Origin of the sequence: Arthrobacter sp. MYb213, from assembly GCF_002979915.1 — a bacterium.
In the GTDB taxonomy this organism is placed as follows: domain Bacteria; phylum Actinomycetota; class Actinomycetes; order Actinomycetales; family Micrococcaceae; genus Glutamicibacter.
Genome location: NZ_PCQA01000002.1, coordinates 436,801 through 451,167, shown reverse-complemented (window position 1 = coordinate 451,167; position 14,367 = coordinate 436,801). Strand labels below are relative to the sequence as shown.

At 56.2% G+C, this 14,367-nt stretch carries 16 protein-coding genes; 12 read left to right on the top strand and 4 right to left on the bottom strand.

What is annotated here, in order from left to right; genetic code table 11:
* Positions 1-31 precede the first annotated feature (31 nt).
* The 3 genes from sp36 to CQ011_RS06505 all read left to right on the top strand — a co-directional run bounded on the left by sp36 (position 32) and on the right by CQ011_RS06505 (position 1,662).
* On the top strand, positions 32-187 hold the full coding sequence (gene sp36, locus CQ011_RS17755; protein ID WP_096283344.1) for a Sp36 family protein: 156 nt from the start codon (positions 32-34) through the stop codon (positions 185-187).
* A gap of 22 nt (positions 188-209) precedes the next feature.
* Positions 210-686: a RidA family protein gene (locus CQ011_RS06510; RefSeq protein WP_105675766.1), complete on the top strand. Its 477-nt coding sequence runs from the start codon at positions 210-212 to the stop codon at positions 684-686.
* 61 nt (positions 687-747) lie between these two features.
* Positions 748-1,662 carry an NUDIX hydrolase gene (locus CQ011_RS06505; RefSeq protein WP_105676160.1) on the top strand — a complete coding sequence of 305 codons (915 nt, stop codon included), beginning with the start codon at positions 748-750 and terminating at the stop codon, positions 1,660-1,662.
* 72 nt (positions 1,663-1,734) lie between these two features.
* On the opposite strand, the gene CQ011_RS06500 is transcribed toward CQ011_RS06505, so the two are convergent.
* Positions 1,735-2,412, bottom strand: coding sequence for a Crp/Fnr family transcriptional regulator (locus tag CQ011_RS06500; protein ID WP_105675764.1), 678 nt, complete (start codon positions 2,410-2,412; stop codon positions 1,735-1,737).
* 203 nt (positions 2,413-2,615) lie between these two features.
* Between CQ011_RS06500 and CQ011_RS06495 the strand changes: the two genes are divergently transcribed.
* Positions 2,616-3,806: a MarP family serine protease gene (locus CQ011_RS06495; RefSeq protein ID WP_105675762.1), complete on the top strand. Its 1,191-nt coding sequence runs from the start codon at positions 2,616-2,618 to the stop codon at positions 3,804-3,806.
* On the opposite strand, the gene aroQ is transcribed toward CQ011_RS06495, so the two are convergent.
* Positions 3,803-4,255 carry a type II 3-dehydroquinate dehydratase gene (gene aroQ / locus CQ011_RS06490; RefSeq protein WP_105675760.1) on the bottom strand — a complete coding sequence of 151 codons (453 nt, stop codon included), beginning with the start codon at positions 4,253-4,255 and terminating at the stop codon, positions 3,803-3,805. The genes CQ011_RS06495 and aroQ overlap by 4 nt on opposite strands.
* Before the next feature lie 140 nt (positions 4,256-4,395).
* Here aroQ and CQ011_RS06485 point away from each other — a divergent pair, with 140 nt between their 5' ends.
* A complete protein-coding gene (locus CQ011_RS06485) occupies positions 4,396-5,013 on the top strand; it encodes a hypothetical protein (RefSeq protein WP_105675758.1) in 618 nt (205 codons plus the stop codon).
* A 116-nt stretch (positions 5,014-5,129) separates the two neighbouring features.
* Here the strand turns inward: CQ011_RS06485 and acs are convergent, their stop codons facing one another.
* A complete protein-coding gene (acs, locus tag CQ011_RS06480; RefSeq protein ID WP_105675756.1) occupies positions 5,130-7,106 on the bottom strand; it encodes an acetate--CoA ligase in 1,977 nt (658 codons plus the stop codon).
* 188 nt (positions 7,107-7,294) lie between these two features.
* Between acs and nth the strand changes: the two genes are divergently transcribed.
* Positions 7,295-8,089: an endonuclease III gene (nth, locus tag CQ011_RS06475; RefSeq protein WP_286161109.1), complete on the top strand. Its 795-nt coding sequence runs from the start codon at positions 7,295-7,297 to the stop codon at positions 8,087-8,089.
* Positions 8,086-8,763 (top strand): NUDIX hydrolase, encoded by a 678-nt coding sequence (locus CQ011_RS06470; RefSeq protein ID WP_105675754.1) that lies wholly within the window; start codon positions 8,086-8,088, stop codon positions 8,761-8,763. The genes nth and CQ011_RS06470 overlap by 4 nt, the downstream gene beginning before the upstream one ends.
* Positions 8,764-8,767: 4 nt before the next feature.
* Here CQ011_RS06470 and CQ011_RS06465 read toward each other — a convergent pair whose 3' ends face one another.
* Entirely contained in the window at positions 8,768-10,417 is a 1,650-nt protein-coding gene (locus CQ011_RS06465; protein ID WP_181148010.1) for a bifunctional 3'-5' exonuclease/DNA polymerase, read from the bottom strand.
* A gap of 87 nt (positions 10,418-10,504) precedes the next feature.
* Here CQ011_RS06465 and CQ011_RS06460 point away from each other — a divergent pair, with 87 nt between their 5' ends.
* From CQ011_RS06460 to CQ011_RS06440, 5 genes are all read left to right on the top strand, one after another.
* Positions 10,505-11,620, top strand: coding sequence for a CpaE-like family protein (locus CQ011_RS06460; RefSeq protein ID WP_105675750.1), 1,116 nt, complete (start codon positions 10,505-10,507; stop codon positions 11,618-11,620).
* Positions 11,617-12,849, top strand: coding sequence for a TadA family conjugal transfer-associated ATPase (locus CQ011_RS06455; protein ID WP_105675748.1), 1,233 nt, complete (start codon positions 11,617-11,619; stop codon positions 12,847-12,849). Before CQ011_RS06460 ends, CQ011_RS06455 begins: the two co-directional genes overlap by 4 nt.
* 5 nt (positions 12,850-12,854) lie before the next feature.
* Positions 12,855-13,541, top strand: a complete 687-nt coding sequence (locus tag CQ011_RS06450; RefSeq protein WP_181148009.1) for a type II secretion system F family protein — start codon at positions 12,855-12,857, stop codon at positions 13,539-13,541.
* Positions 13,475-14,071 (top strand): type II secretion system F family protein, encoded by a 597-nt coding sequence (locus CQ011_RS17750; RefSeq protein WP_105675744.1) that lies wholly within the window; start codon positions 13,475-13,477, stop codon positions 14,069-14,071. The genes CQ011_RS06450 and CQ011_RS17750 overlap by 67 nt, the downstream gene beginning before the upstream one ends.
* 112 nt (positions 14,072-14,183) lie before the next feature.
* Positions 14,184-14,366 carry a DUF4244 domain-containing protein gene (locus CQ011_RS06440; protein ID WP_096257030.1) on the top strand — a complete coding sequence of 61 codons (183 nt, stop codon included), beginning with the start codon at positions 14,184-14,186 and terminating at the stop codon, positions 14,364-14,366.
* Position 14,367: the final 1 nt, after the last annotated feature.

Sequence of the window (14,367 nt, the reverse complement as noted above, 5' to 3'; positions counted from 1 at the left end):
TAGTTTACAAGGACGCGCTAACGTATCGAGTATGACTAAATGGGAATACGCCACTTTGCCGCTCGTTATCCACGCAACCAAGCAGATTTTGGATCAGTGGGGTGACGATGGTTGGGAGCTGGTAGCAATCGTTCCAGGCCCAAATGGCACCAATCCAGTGGCCTACATGAAGCGTCCAAAAGCTTAACTTTTAGAAGGAGTAAAACCCCATGCAAGAAGCTACTTCCTCGCGTGTCGAGGCCCGTCTGGCCGAGCTCGGTCTTTCGTTGCCAGCTGTGGCCAAGCCGGTCGCCGCGTACCTGCCAGCGGTCACAACTGGCAACTACGTTTACACCTCCGGTCAGCTGCCGCTGATTAACGGTGAACTCTCAGCTCGAGGCAAAGTCGGGGCAGAGGTCTCGGCTGAAGAAGCCAAGGCTTTGGCGCAGACCTGCGCGCTGAATGCGCTAGCAGCGATCAAGGCAGAAATAGGTGACCTAGATCGCATTAAGCGTATCGTGAAGGTCGTTGGCTTCGTGTCGTCGGATCCAGCCTTCACCGGCCAGCCTGGCGTCATCAACGGAGCATCTGAATTCTTCGGAAATGTTCTTGGCGAAGCCGGAGTGCATGCACGTTCGGCAGTTGGCGTAGCCGTCTTGCCATTGGACGCTCCGGTTGAGGTTGAGGTCATCGCCGAATTTGAGTAGTCCACAACGCCATTCCGGTGTGCGCGCTGGTCGGGCCATCCCGGCTGGCGCGCGCACCGGCATGGCCCGTCGCCTGGTTGAGCTGCCGCCACACCAAATTCCTGCGGCCGAAAATTGGTTTACCTATGGCTCGCGCACGCCCCGAGCCGCACGCCGAGCCTCCTCGGTGTGCCTGGTGCAAGATGGCGTCGATGGCGTGGAAACCTTTTTGGGCTACCGCTCTGGTGAATCTCCCTTAGGTAGCGTGGCGTTCCCTGGCGGGAGCGTCGAGGCTGGAGATCGAGCCGAGTACAAGTGGTTTGGTCCGAGCCTAACCTCGTGGTCCAAGCGATTGGACGTGCTGGATCAACAACTGGTGCGCGTACATCTTGTTTGCGCAATCCGAGAGCTCTTTGAAGAAACCGGAATCTTGTTGGCCGGCACCGACGAACAATCGGTCATCGAAATGAGCGATCCCGAAGAGTGGATGTCTGCCCGTGAGGCTATTGCCGGGCAGGATTTAGAGTTTGCAGAATTCTTGCGCAGACGTGGATTAGGGCTGCGTACGGATTTGTTGCGTCCGGTGTCTCACTGGGTGAGTCCTAACTTTGCATTCCGCCGCTTTGATACCTGGTACTTCGGGGCGACGGTTCCATTGCGCCAGGAACCCTCTCTGTTGCGCGCTAAGGGCCGATGGGCTCAATGGTGCAGTACGGAGCAGATCATCGAGCAGCGGGCCACCAGTGGCCTCGGGGACCTGATTGGGCAGCCCAACACTCAAGGGCTGCGGCTGTCACAAATTACCAGTCCCGCGGTGGAGCTCATGCTAGAGCGCATGGTGGACGCTCATGGAGTGGTTGCGTACCTTTCTCGGGCACGGAGCCTAGATGTCCAACACCCGGACCTGCTGGTGCGTGATGGCACCTATTATCTAGAAGTACTTGGCAACTTAGGGGACGAATCAACTCGTCCGTGGCAGGCCGAACCAGGGCACTAAAAACTTTGCGTACAAAGAATTGTGGCCGGAAATCCTTGAAAGGATTTCCGGCCACAATTCTTACAGCGATGCTTAGCGTGAACGCTGGCGCAGACGCTGGATGTCCAAGATGACAACTGCGCGGGCTTCCAGACGGAGCCAGCCGCGCTGCACGAACTCGGCCAAAGCCTTGTTCACGGTTTCGCGGGAGGCGCCGACCAGCTGGGCCAGCTCTTCCTGGGTGAGCTCGTGAGCTACCAGGATGCCATCGGTGGCTGGGCGACCGAAACGGTCAGCCAGATCCAACAGTGCCTTGGCCACGCGGCCAGGAACGTCGGAGAACACCAGATCGGCTAGGGACTCGTTAGTGCGACGTAGACGCGCAGCCAAAGCCTGCAGCAACTGGATCGAGACCTCCGGGGAGTTCAAGATCGCCTTGCGCATGTTTTCGTGGCTTAGGCCTGCCAGTCGGGTTTCCGACACGGCGGTTGCGGTTGCGTTGCGCGGGTGTGGATCGAAGAGCGCCATTTCGCCGAACAGTTCACCTGGGCCGAGAACGGCGATCAGGTTTTCACGTCCGTCGGCGGAAGTGCGGCCAAGCTTGATCTTGCCCGAGACGATGAAGTAAAGACGGTCACCCTGATCGCCTTCGCGGAACACTGATGCACCGCGAGACAGATCGACCTCGGTCAATTCTTCGGTTAGCGCGGCGAATACTTCATCACCCAGCGACGCGAAAAGCGGCGCACGACGCAGTACCTCGATATCCATAAAATCTCCTGTCAACAGTAGTAAGCGCTTACTTCATTGTGCCGTATTCGGTAACAATGTGACAGTTTCCACACGTGGTTTTGCCAAGAAATGTTGAGAATCACGCTCACCCTACTAAAACTCGCGAATATCCTCGCAGAAATCCATCAGCTTCTAAGGGTACCTTGGGTTAATAGAAAGTTTGTGAACGAAGTGGGGTCTCGGTGCTCGGAATATTCAGCTGGCTAGACCTTGCCATCTGTATAGTTTTGTTGTCTTTTTTTATTGCCGGGATTCGTCGTGGCTTCCTCTACACGGTCGGCGACATGCTCGGACTCGTCGCTGGCGGCGTGGCAGCATTCTTCGCCATACCGATGGTCTCAACCTTGGCTTCAAACCCTTGGTGGCGCGTAGGCCTGATGGTGGCCACCGCAGCCGTACTGCTCGTTTTAGGCCAAGCCTTGGGCAGAGTATTTGCGGTCCGAATAAGACGTTGGATGAACTTTGATTTCTTGCGTGCAGCGGATGGTTTAGCTGGCGGTGTGCTGTCGGTTTTTATTAGCGCCACGGTGATCGGTGCGCTGGCATTTTCCACGTCAAGTATGGGTATTCCACGTTTATCCACCGAGATCGACAAGTCAAGAATGATTGCCTCGATTCGTGGGCTGACACCTGAGTTTGTAAACACCGCAATCTCCTCAGCACGTTCGGCAGTAATGGCCGAAACGATCCCCGCATTGCTGGACCCATTTGCTCCACCGGTAGAGCCAGTGGAGCCCGGGGAATGGGCAGCCAATGATTTGCAGCGTGCGGCAGTGAATTCGGTAGCTAAGATCTCCGGTACCGCCGTGCAATGTGGTGTGAACCTGACCGGCTCTGGCTTTGTTATTGCTGACCAACTGGTGATGACCAACGCCCACGTGGTGGCAGGTCTGAGCGCCGCCACGGTGGAAGTTGGTGGTGATGAACTTCACCGCGGAAAGGTCGTTTATTTTGATCCGGAGGCCGATATCGCGGTGCTTCGAGTCGATGGGATGAACACCGCACCCTTAGAGCTCGCAGATCAAAATCTGGGCCGCGGCGACCAAGCCGCATTCATTGGTTTCCCGGCCGGCGGACCATTGCAGGTACGTGGAGCTGTAGTTGCCTCACGCGCCACGGTATCTATCGCCAATATTTACGGTGAAGACCCTGCCTCACTCTCCGTCTATCAGCTGACCGCCAAGGTTGCTCAGGGCAACTCCGGTGGCCCATTAGTTAGTGAATCTGGCGAAGCGGTAGGCATGATCTTTGCTAAATCACGCGGCAACGATGAAATCGGCTTCGCCCTGAGCCTTGACGAGATGGAAAACGCCTTAACAACCGCAGGCCAACGGACAAAGTCAATCAAGACCGGCGACTGCATTAGCGATTAGCGGCTAAGTAGGTGGGCCATCTGCTGCACCGCGAGCCGGTAACCGTTGACTCCGGCACCGATAATGATTGAAGACGCTACCGCAGAAACATATGAGTGATGACGGAATGCCTCACGCTGATGCACGTTGGAGATATGTACTTCAATGACCGGTAGAGGTACTCCGCTGAGCGCATCGGCTATAGCCACCGAGGTGTGGGTGAAGGCCCCGGGGTTAATGATGATGCCAGCCTTGGTTAGTCTCGCCTCATGGATTGCATCAATGAGCACACCTTCATGATTAGACTGAAACGCTTCCAAATCTAGCTGCTGTTCGGCGGCCGCCTGCATGGCCAGTCGCTCAACATCCGCGAGCGTATCGTGCCCATAAATTTCGGGCTCTCGGGTTCCCAAGAGGTTCAGGTTCGGTCCGTTGAGTAACAAGATGGTGCGCTTCGCAGAGTCGGTCATTACTCAAATCTATTACACAACCTGGCTATCACCGCAGATGCATCCGGTATTACGGGATTCATAGACGGAAATTTGGTTGTACTTGCCCGCAACATCTGTCGTAACGTTGAAAGCTCAAGTTCGTTGAGCGGGGAGACCAGATGAAACGCGGAACCAAAAGGATCATTGGCAACGTGTCGGTTGGCGTGGTGCTCATTGGGATCTTTGGGCTTCTCACCGTCAGCCATCTGGATCCAGGATTTTTGAAGAATAATCAAGAACTGACGGCGCAGGCGAATGCGGGGACACCGATTGTGCAAGGCCCGGTGGTCCCCAAAGCTTTACCCACCCAAGAAGTGACGACTGCCGCGGAACTCAGAAGCTCTCAGCTAATGGCGGTGGAAGCGGGGCGCCCAGAAGCCGCATGGGATAAGAACTGTGTGGCATGGGACTTTGCACAGGCTGAAATGAATCCGTCCCTTCAGAGCAAACAAGCAATGAAGACTTGGCTCGATTCGCACGAGGCAAGCTGTCCCGATGCGATTGCTTGGCCCGACTATTATGTGCAGGATTTTTCTGCCAGCGACGCAGGTGAGCTGACCGTCTTATTGGAGCAAGGTGCGGCAACCGAGAAGTTGCTGGGCAACACGGTGTACCCGGGGTTAGAAAAACATGCCCAAGATATTGCTGAACGTCTCGCTACGCAATTACCAGAACTGCGCGAAGTCACCATGAAAATCGAATCCAGTCCTAAAGAACTCACCGTTGCGATTGACTAGTGCCTGAAGCGAGCACAAAGAAGCCGCCACCCTCCCCGCCATTATCCTGGAGCTCTTAGAAAGAGGGGCAGGAAAATGAACGTGGGCGGTGACGGCTTCTGAAAAACCAGCGGCTGCTATTTCTTCATAGACTGCGCAATCTGGGTCATGACATCAGCATCGGACAGCGTGGTGGAATCTCCGACTTCGCGGCCTTCGGCCACATCCTTGAGTAGACGTCGCATGATCTTGCCCGAGCGAGTCTTTGGTAGCTCCGGAACCACCAGTACGTGGCGTGGTTTGGCGATGGGACCAATGTCCTTGCCTACGTGGTTGCGCAGGGTTGCTACTACGTCTTCACCCTCGGCAGGTTCGGTTTGCAAGATGACGAACGCCACCACTGCTTCGCCGGTTGTTTCGTCCTTCGCACCGACTACCGCGGCCTCGGCCACGTACGGGTGGGCCACTAGCGAGGATTCGATTTCGGTGGTGGACAAGCGGTGACCGGATACGTTCATCACGTCATCGACGCGTCCGAGCAACCAGATATCCCCGTCCTCATCCTTCTTGGCGCCGTCACCGGCAAAGTACATGTCATCAAAACGGGACCAGTAAGTGGACTTGTAGCGTTCCATATCGCCCCAGATGCCACGCAACATCGCTGGCCAAGGCTCACGGATGACTAGGAAGCCTCCTTCGCCGTCGGCAACTGACTGGCCGGCTTCATCAACTACGTCGATGCTAATTCCGGGAACGGCAACCTGCGCCGAGCCTGGTTTGGTCGCGGTGATGCCAGGTAACGGGGTGATCATATGCGCGCCGGTTTCGGTCTGCCACCAGGTATCAACGATGGGGGTGGGGTTTTCCTTGCGTTCACCGTTTTTACCGTTGTTGGTGCCGATGACATCGCGGTACCACATCCACGCTTCGGGGTTGATTGGCTCTCCAACCGAGCCAAGCACGCGCAAGGAGGACAGATCATATCCGTCTGGAATGTCGCGGCCCCACTTCATGAAGGTTCGGATGGCGGTCGGTGCGGTGTAAAGAATCGAGACCTTGTACTTTTCAATCAGTTCCCACCAGCGTCCCTGGTGCGGGGTGTCTGGGGTTCCTTCGTAGATCACCTGGGTAGCGCCATTGATCAATGGTGCGTAAGTGACGTAGGAGTGGCCGGTGACCCAACCGATATCGGCGGTGCACCAGTACACATCGGTTTCGGGATGCAGGTCAAAGGTATCGCGGTGAGTGACCGCGCCCTGGACCAGATACCCACCGGTGGTGTGCACAATGCCCTTTGGGGTACCGGTAGTACCGGAGGTGTAAAGCACAAATAGTGGGTGTTCGGAATCGTGCGCTGGCGCTTCGTGTTCGGTGCTGGCTGCGTCTACTACTTCATGCCACCACTTATCGAGTGGACCAAAGGCGGTCGGTTCACCATTGCGCTTGACTACCAACACGTTTTCTACGGTGTGGCCAGGCTTTTCGAGGGCCGAGTCTACCGCTGGCTTCAGTGCGGAGGGTTTGCCTCGACGCCAGGTGCCGTCGGCGGTGACCACCAGCTTGGCATCTGCGTCGTCAATACGGCTACGTAGCGCGTCGGCAGAGAATCCGCCGAAGACTACCGAGTGGATTGCGCCGATACGTGCGCAGGCGAGCATGGTGATGACCGCTTCGGGGATCATTGGCAGGTATACCGCGACTCGGTCACCTTTAACAACGCCTAAGGATTCAAAGGCGTTAGCTGCCTTCTTCACTTCCTCGGTGAGCTGCGCGTAGGTGTAGGTGCGGGTATCGCCTGGTTCGCCCTCGAAGTAAATAGCGACGCGGTCGCCGAGACCGTTTTCGACGTGGCGATCTAGCGCGTTGTAGGCGGCGTTGAGTTTTCCACCGACAAACCATTTGGCTACCGGAGCCCCAGACCAATCCAAGGTTTCGGCAAAATCTGTATCCCAGGTCAGTACGCTACGTGCCTGCTGTGCCCAGTAACCTAAGCGGTCTTCTTTGGCTGCCGCATACTGGCTGGCCTGACCGACGGCCTGGTCGCTGAACTCTTTGCTCGGGGCAAAAGCTCGGGTTTCATGGGATAGATTGTCCAGGGTCTTGGAATCACTCACCGGTGATCGCTTCCTTTCGGTTAAACAAAATTTACTCTGTGATCAAAGTTACACGGCAATAAGCCGACACCTGTGGTTTGTGTCACCGCAGAGGTGGCAGTGGGCAATTTCTGCGCTGAACGGTCATAGAGCGCGTTGAAATGCCGGTAAACAATGAAAAATTCGTCGGCTCATGACACGATCATCTGGTGGCAACAAAAGTAAAAGTTGAATCTGAATTAGGTCTGAAACGGCGTGCACGCAAGATGCACCGACTCTTAGCCGAGGCATATCCGTATGCAGTCGCAGAATTGGATTTTGAGAATCCCTTTGAGCTGCTGGTTGCCACGGTACTTTCCGCGCAAACTACCGACGTACGGGTTAATTCGATTACCCCGGCACTCTTTAGCCGTTTCCCTGATGCGCTGGCAATGAGTCAAGCGGACCGTTCAGAGCTCGAAGAGCTCATCCGACCCACCGGCTTTTTTCGCGCCAAAACGGAATCGTTGCTCAAGCTTTCCGCGGCGCTGGTCGCGCGACACGGGGGAGAAGTTCCTGCCAAGCTTGAAGATCTGGTGAAACTCGCCGGGGTGGGACGTAAGACCGCGAACGTGGTGTTAGGCAACACGTTCGGGGTTCCCGGTATTACCGTAGACACACACTTCGGACGGCTTGCTAATCGATTTGGGTGGACCGCACAGACCGACCCGGTCAAGGTGGAGCACGAGGTCGGAGAATTATTTGAAAAGCGCGACTGGACGATGCTCAGCCACCGGGTAGTCTTTCACGGCCGCAGAGTCTGCCATGCCCGCAAACCGGCATGTGGTGCCTGCGTCTTGGCGCAGCTGTGCCCCTCGGCAGGAATTGGTGAAGAAATCCCGTCCAAGGCCCAAAAGCTCCTCAAATATGAATTGGCCCCCGGAAGAGAAGAACTACTGCAGAAAATGCTTGATGGAGCTACCCGTCGAGAACTGCGCGCCGAAGGATATGGACTAGACGCATGAGTGCACGTATCGAGTTGGCAAAGGTGATCGCCGCCCACGAGCAAAACAAGGGATCCACAACCAAACTTTCCAAGGAGTGGATCTTTGCACAGCTTGATGCCAACAGTGTGCGCAAGGCTGCGGTACTCATTCTCTTCGGATCGGCTACCGCAGAGCCGGTAGGGGAAAAATCCAAGGCCCAAGACTTGGACCTGCTCTTTGTTGAACGCGCTTCAACACTACGCAAACATGCCGGACAGGTCGCGTTCCCCGGCGGCGGGGTGGACCCGGAGGATGGTTCAGCGGTTGCTGCCGCATTACGCGAAGCTTGGGAGGAGACCGGAGTTCAGATAACCGGGATTGAGGTGCTCGGTCAGCTGACCGAGACAGAACTTCCGGTATCCAGTTTCCTCGTCACTCCGGTAGTCGGATGGTGGCACACCGAATCAAAGGTATACGCAGCTGATCTGCGTGAAAGCGCGGATGTGTTCCGCGCACCCGTGGCGCATCTGCTCAATCCGCATAATCGACTGACCGCGGTAGTGCGCCGTGGTGCCCAACGCTTCAAGTCCCCGGCCTTCGAATACGACGGTCATTTGATCTGGGGATTTACTGCCATTGTGCTTGATCGATTATTTGATGAGTTGGGCTGGAACAGGCCGTGGAACAGGCAACGCGAAATCATGATGGGCTAGCCGGTTACTTGCCTTCGGCGTAGTTCTGCGAGATTCCAACGCTGACGGGGAAGTTGGGGCTGTGCTCGCCAAAGAGAGTTCGTCCGGCGAGCAATGCCGCGTGGCGTACTAATTCGCCTAGCTGCGGGGCCAAATCCACCGGGCATTCAAAGACCGCTTCGTCATGAACAAAAAACACTTGCTGACAAATCTCGCCCCATCCGGCCTGCCGAATCAGATGCCGGGCATGGCCCAGCCATACCAGCGCCCATTCCGCCGCTGTTGATTGCACCACGAAGTTTCGTGTGAATCTGCCACGTGAACGAGCTGCCGCGTCGGCAGCGCGCTGTCCCGCCTCATCATGGGTGGCCCGCTGGGCCTGCAGCCACGCATCGTCCGCCGGTGGGCAGCCACGACCTAACCAGCTTTGCACCCCTTGACCACGTTCACCGGCTTTCGCTGCCTGATCAACATAGGCCATCGCCTGGGGGAAATTCTTCTTCAACGCAGCGCCTACCGCGCCCGAGCTGCCACCGCCACCACCATAAATGACTGAGAGCATCCCCAACTTCGCCTCATTGCGGTCCGAGACAAGTTTCGCGTTGATAAGCCACTGATACAGGTCATCTTGTTTGCCTGCCTCCTGGAGCTGACGGTCCTGGGAGATCGCGGCAAGAATGCGTGGTTCAAGCTGCCGTCCGTCGGCAATCACGAAGGTTCGACCCGCGGAAGTCCGAACAACCTGACGGATCGAGTGGGGCAGTTGTAATGCCCCACCGCCACTGGCAGCCCAACGACCCGAGGCGACCGTCCCTAAGATGTAATGCGGGTGGAAACGTCCCTCGGTGACCCATTGATCTAGCCACGCATCTCCATGGGTGCTGGCTAAGCGAGAAAGTTTTTTATACTCCAACACCTGTTCGATCAGTGGATGTTTGAGCTGTTCTAGTTCCCAGGCACGGACCGATTGAACCGCAAATCCCGCACGGTGCAGTGCACGAAGAAGTTCCTGTGGGGAGTCGGGGTTTAGCCCAGGACTGTTCAGCGCCTGGGCTAAAGACTGAGCTAGCTGCGCTAGTTTGACCGGACGTGTCCCCTCGCTCACCGCCGGCCCCAGCTTCTCACGCAATAGTTCGCGATGGGCCAATTCATCCCAGGCTAATCCCGTATGTTCCATTTCGCAGGCCACCAATGCACCCACGGACTCAGCATGTATCAGCAGTTCGAGGCGTTTACGCGCGGACTGTTTAGTAGGTAGCGCCTGGCGCTGGGCCAGAAACATGGAAACGAGTTCTTCGAGGCTTTCGCCGGTGACCGGAGAATCAAACAGTGCATCTTGATTGGGCCGGAGTATGGGAGAACTTGGGCTATCTAGATCAAAGTCTTCTAAGACACCAGAACTCAGTGGGCTGCGATGCAAAATCCTTTGAGCAAGTGAAAGGACATGTGCCTTGGCAAGGAAGACACCGTGCGCCAAAAGTGGCTGCATCCACGGGGTGGTGCGCAACATGATCCAACGGGGGGAGTGCTCGGTTTCAATGGTGCGTACAGCCGTTGGGAAATCTGTTGCGGACACCGACCTGGCCGGAATAACCGGTGCTCCGTTGTGGGCCTGACGCAGTTCGAGGATGGCGTAGCCTTCGGGGTCTGCGCCGATAAAGGCAAGCATGCTCATTGCTCTATTGTGCATTGTCCAAGGACAATATCCCCAGTTTGCTAGGGGTGCGTCCGGCACTGTACGAAACGATGTCACCGTTCAACTATGAACTGGTTATCTTTCCCTAGTATTGGCGTACCGCAGACTCCAAGCGATTCACGCTTCGTGGCTACCGAGCAAGCGCTTCAGGACCAACGACTCGTCCTGGCCAAACCCGAGCGTGAGCCGGCAGAAGAACTGGTGTGCACCTTAGTCAGTAATGATGAACGGCTGATTGAAAGCTGTGCCTTGATCGCATTGGGTGCCGCGGTGCGTATCCACCAGTGTGCCGAGTTGAAAGATTTGCCTTCTGCCGCTCATGGCCCAGTGCTTTGGGGCGCTGATATGGCTGGCGACGCGTTGGATTTTCCCGGATTATGTGACGTTATTCTTGGCTTCGAAGAAGATGACCAACAACTCTGGTCGGTTGCCAGTAGGATTCCGCGGGCTCGGGTTGCCATACTACCCAGCGCACACCATTGGTTAGGGGAATATCTGGGACTGTGGGGGATGCGTTCTGGACAAGCGCATTGTTTGTCCTTGGCGTCCCTTGCCGGCGGGGTAGGCACCAGCACGTTAGCTGCACTTATCGCTCATGCTGGCACATTGAGTGGGCAAAAAAGTTTACTCATTGATCTAGATCCACATTCCACCGGGCTATGGCCAAGGCTGACGTTGGAGCCGCCCACAGGAATCGGTTGGGAAGAGCTACGCAGGTCCGGTGGTGCCCTTGCGCCGCACCAATTGGTGGACACCCTTCCTTATTTGCAAGACACTGCCGTGCTGACCTGGTCGCCAAACACCAGCTGCACCGGAGTGGATGAACAATTAGTCGTGCGCTTATTGGCCGCTGCCAGACAAGGCTTTGACTTAGTCGTGGTCGATACTGGACGCGCCATACATCCACAACATGCGGTGATTGAACAGTTCATTGATCATCAAGTCCTCACCTGCGAAGACAGCAGCAAACCCCCAGATACCTCTCACATTGTGTGCGGTGCGAGAAATCCGCGGAACTCAACTTCGGCAGGTAGTGCGTATCTAGGCCACTTTCTTAGCCTGCCAAAGATAAGTCGCGTTCTTCAGCGTGGGGCGCTCTTTGATATCTTGCGTTCTCGAAAGGTCCGGCAGAATATCGCGGATCTGCGACTTTTGCCGCAGAAGGAGGCGACTGAAACATGAGCCCGGGTAAACATAGTGAACAAGGCACGGGGCGGCCGAACCGACGCGAAGTTGATGCCCGGATTCTTGAATCCGTCCGACAGCGTGCCATGGCCAGCGGAGGACAGCTAGATGCTGTGGCGCTCGCCGGTGCCGTGCAAGACTCCGGGGCTGCCCTGGGATCTTCGGGAGCGGCCGAATCGCTCAAAGCCTTACAAGACGAGGTCACTGGGCTATCCGTTCTTGAACCTTTTGCACAATTACCAGAGGTCACCGATGTATTGGTGGATGGGAAGGGTCGGGTATGGACCGACTCACCACGTGGTCTAGAGCTGACCGACTATGTCTTTGGATCAGCAGAACAGGTGCGCCGGCTCGCCGTACACCTTGCGACCCTGTCCGGACGCAGATTAGATGACGCAAGTCCCTTTATGGATATGAGTTTAAAACACTATCGAGTCCACGCAGTTCTGCCTCCGATTGCGACCCAAGGACCATTGATTTCAATTCGTGTGAAGAAAACTCAGGCCTTAGATCTGAGCGGGGTGCTGGAACATGCTGCAAGTTGGTGGCGTCCCCTGCTTGAAGAAATCATGCGGCGAGAACTAAACTTTCTGATCACCGGAGGCACCGGCAGTGGCAAGACCACTTTGCTTCAAGCGATGCTTTCCTTAGCCCATGAGGGTCAACGCATCATCGTGGTGGAAGACTCCCAAGAACTCCAAGTCGATCACCACCACGTTGTCAGCATGCAAACCCGCGCAGCGAACGTGGAATCCGCCGGAACCATAGAACTACGCGACCTAGTGATCCAAGCATTGCGTATGCGACCGGACCGATTAATTGTTGGTGAGTGTCGTGGAGCTGAAATCAGAGATTTCTTGGCGGCGATGAACACCGGGCATCAAGGTGCGGCAGGAACATTGCACGCAAATCATCCCGAAGCTGTCCCCGCCCGATTGGCGGCCCTAGGCGCATTGGCCGGATGGAATCTGCAAGCCACAGCACTCCAAGCAACTAGTGCCCTTGACCTTGTGATTCATATGTCGCGTGGTGCGCATGGTCGGCGTGGACCCGTAGCCCTAGGGGTTTTGGGCACCGACCGGGACGGACATATGCGTGTGGACACGGTCATCGACACCCAGCGCACCCATGGCATTGCTAGCTCATTTATGCCACTGCTTGAACAGAAAGTAGGAGCGAACACGGTGAAAGCGATTGTCGAAGCATTAGCAGACAGCGCCAGGTGATTCTCGTGGTGATCATTTTGCTCTGTGTGCTCGCCGTCTGGCTCTGGTTTCCGCGAAGTACGCAGCAGACCAAATCAGGTACTACCTGGCGAAGCTTCGACAAGCGTGGGCTATTGCGAAGACGTGGAGAACCAAAAAATTTGTTGGCCGAAGATGCCCGAACTATCCGCGAACTGGCGGCGTTGGTGCGCAGTGGTCTGACTTTTTATCCAGCCGTTGACGCCCTGCTGAGCGCGGAACAAAGCCAATGCCCAGTGCATCAAGCACTTCATCAACTACGCGCAATGCACCGGCTGGGGGCACAAAAGTCCTTCTCTCACGACCTTTCCAACAGCGGCACCGAGCATTCGAGTGTGCGTCGGCTGCATTGGTGCTTGCAGGTTTCCGAACGTAGCGGGGCCAGCCTCGCTGAGGTACTCGAACGCTTGGCAGATGATTTGGAAGCCGATTTGGTTGCGTCTCAAGCTTTTGATGCTGCGATGGCCGGGCCCAAAGCAACCACCAAATTATTGACGTGGCTTCCTCTTGTGGGTTTTGGTGCAGGAATGCTTTTGGGGATTGACGTTCTCGGGGCGCTGGCCACATCGTGGGCAGCCCAACTGAGCGTCGCGGCCGGGCTGACCTTATGGTTACTGAACCGGTTGTGGTGCCAATACCTGTTGCGTACGACAACGAGAGCAGCCCTGCAATGATACTTTTTGCCTGCGGTTGTATGGTCGTTGCAGTACTGCTTCTGTTTACCCCATCAGCGAGCAAATCACCGACAAAAGACCTGAAAAGGGAGCGCAACAAGGCTTCGGAAGTTCACAATCACCCTTCCGAATTGATCCTGGATGTCAGCGCGAGCTTGCTGGATTCTGGCATGCCAATCAAGGAAATTCTGGACACCCTCGGCCGAAGCGTGCCACACAGTGAGCAGTTGTGCACGGTCGCGCGTTGTTTGGAAATGAACATGGAGTGGGACAGAGCCTGGCATTCGGTCCCACCCTGGCTGTACCCGCTTGAAAAGGCATTGCGTTTCGCACACGTGACGGGAGCCCCCGCGGCAAGCCTATTGCGCAACGCGGCGTCCCTCAAACGACGCGAACGAAGCCAACGAGTCGCCCGTCTTGGAGCCCAGTTTGGTACCAGGCTCGTCTTGCCGTTGGGTGCATGTGCCTTGCCAGCATTCATTGCCTTGGGCGTGGTGCCGTTGATTATTGCCTTGCTGCCGGGGTTGTAGCGAAGTAATCCCCAGCTTGGAAGCAAGCTAGGACGCCACCGGTAAATCTGACTCAAGCTGAAATCACTACCCCCAAATAATTCGCATTTGGGAACCAATGAAAGGACACATCATGAAACGACTGGAATCTTTGATTTCCGAGCGTCTCGCCGACGAAGAAGGTTCAACTACCGCAGAGTTCGCCATGGTTACTCTGGCCGCCGTGGCATTCGCAGGATTGCTGATCAGCATCTTATCTAGTGGGGATGTGCGCGGCATGCTCATGGGGCTGATTAGCAAAGCGTTGTCGCTCTAGG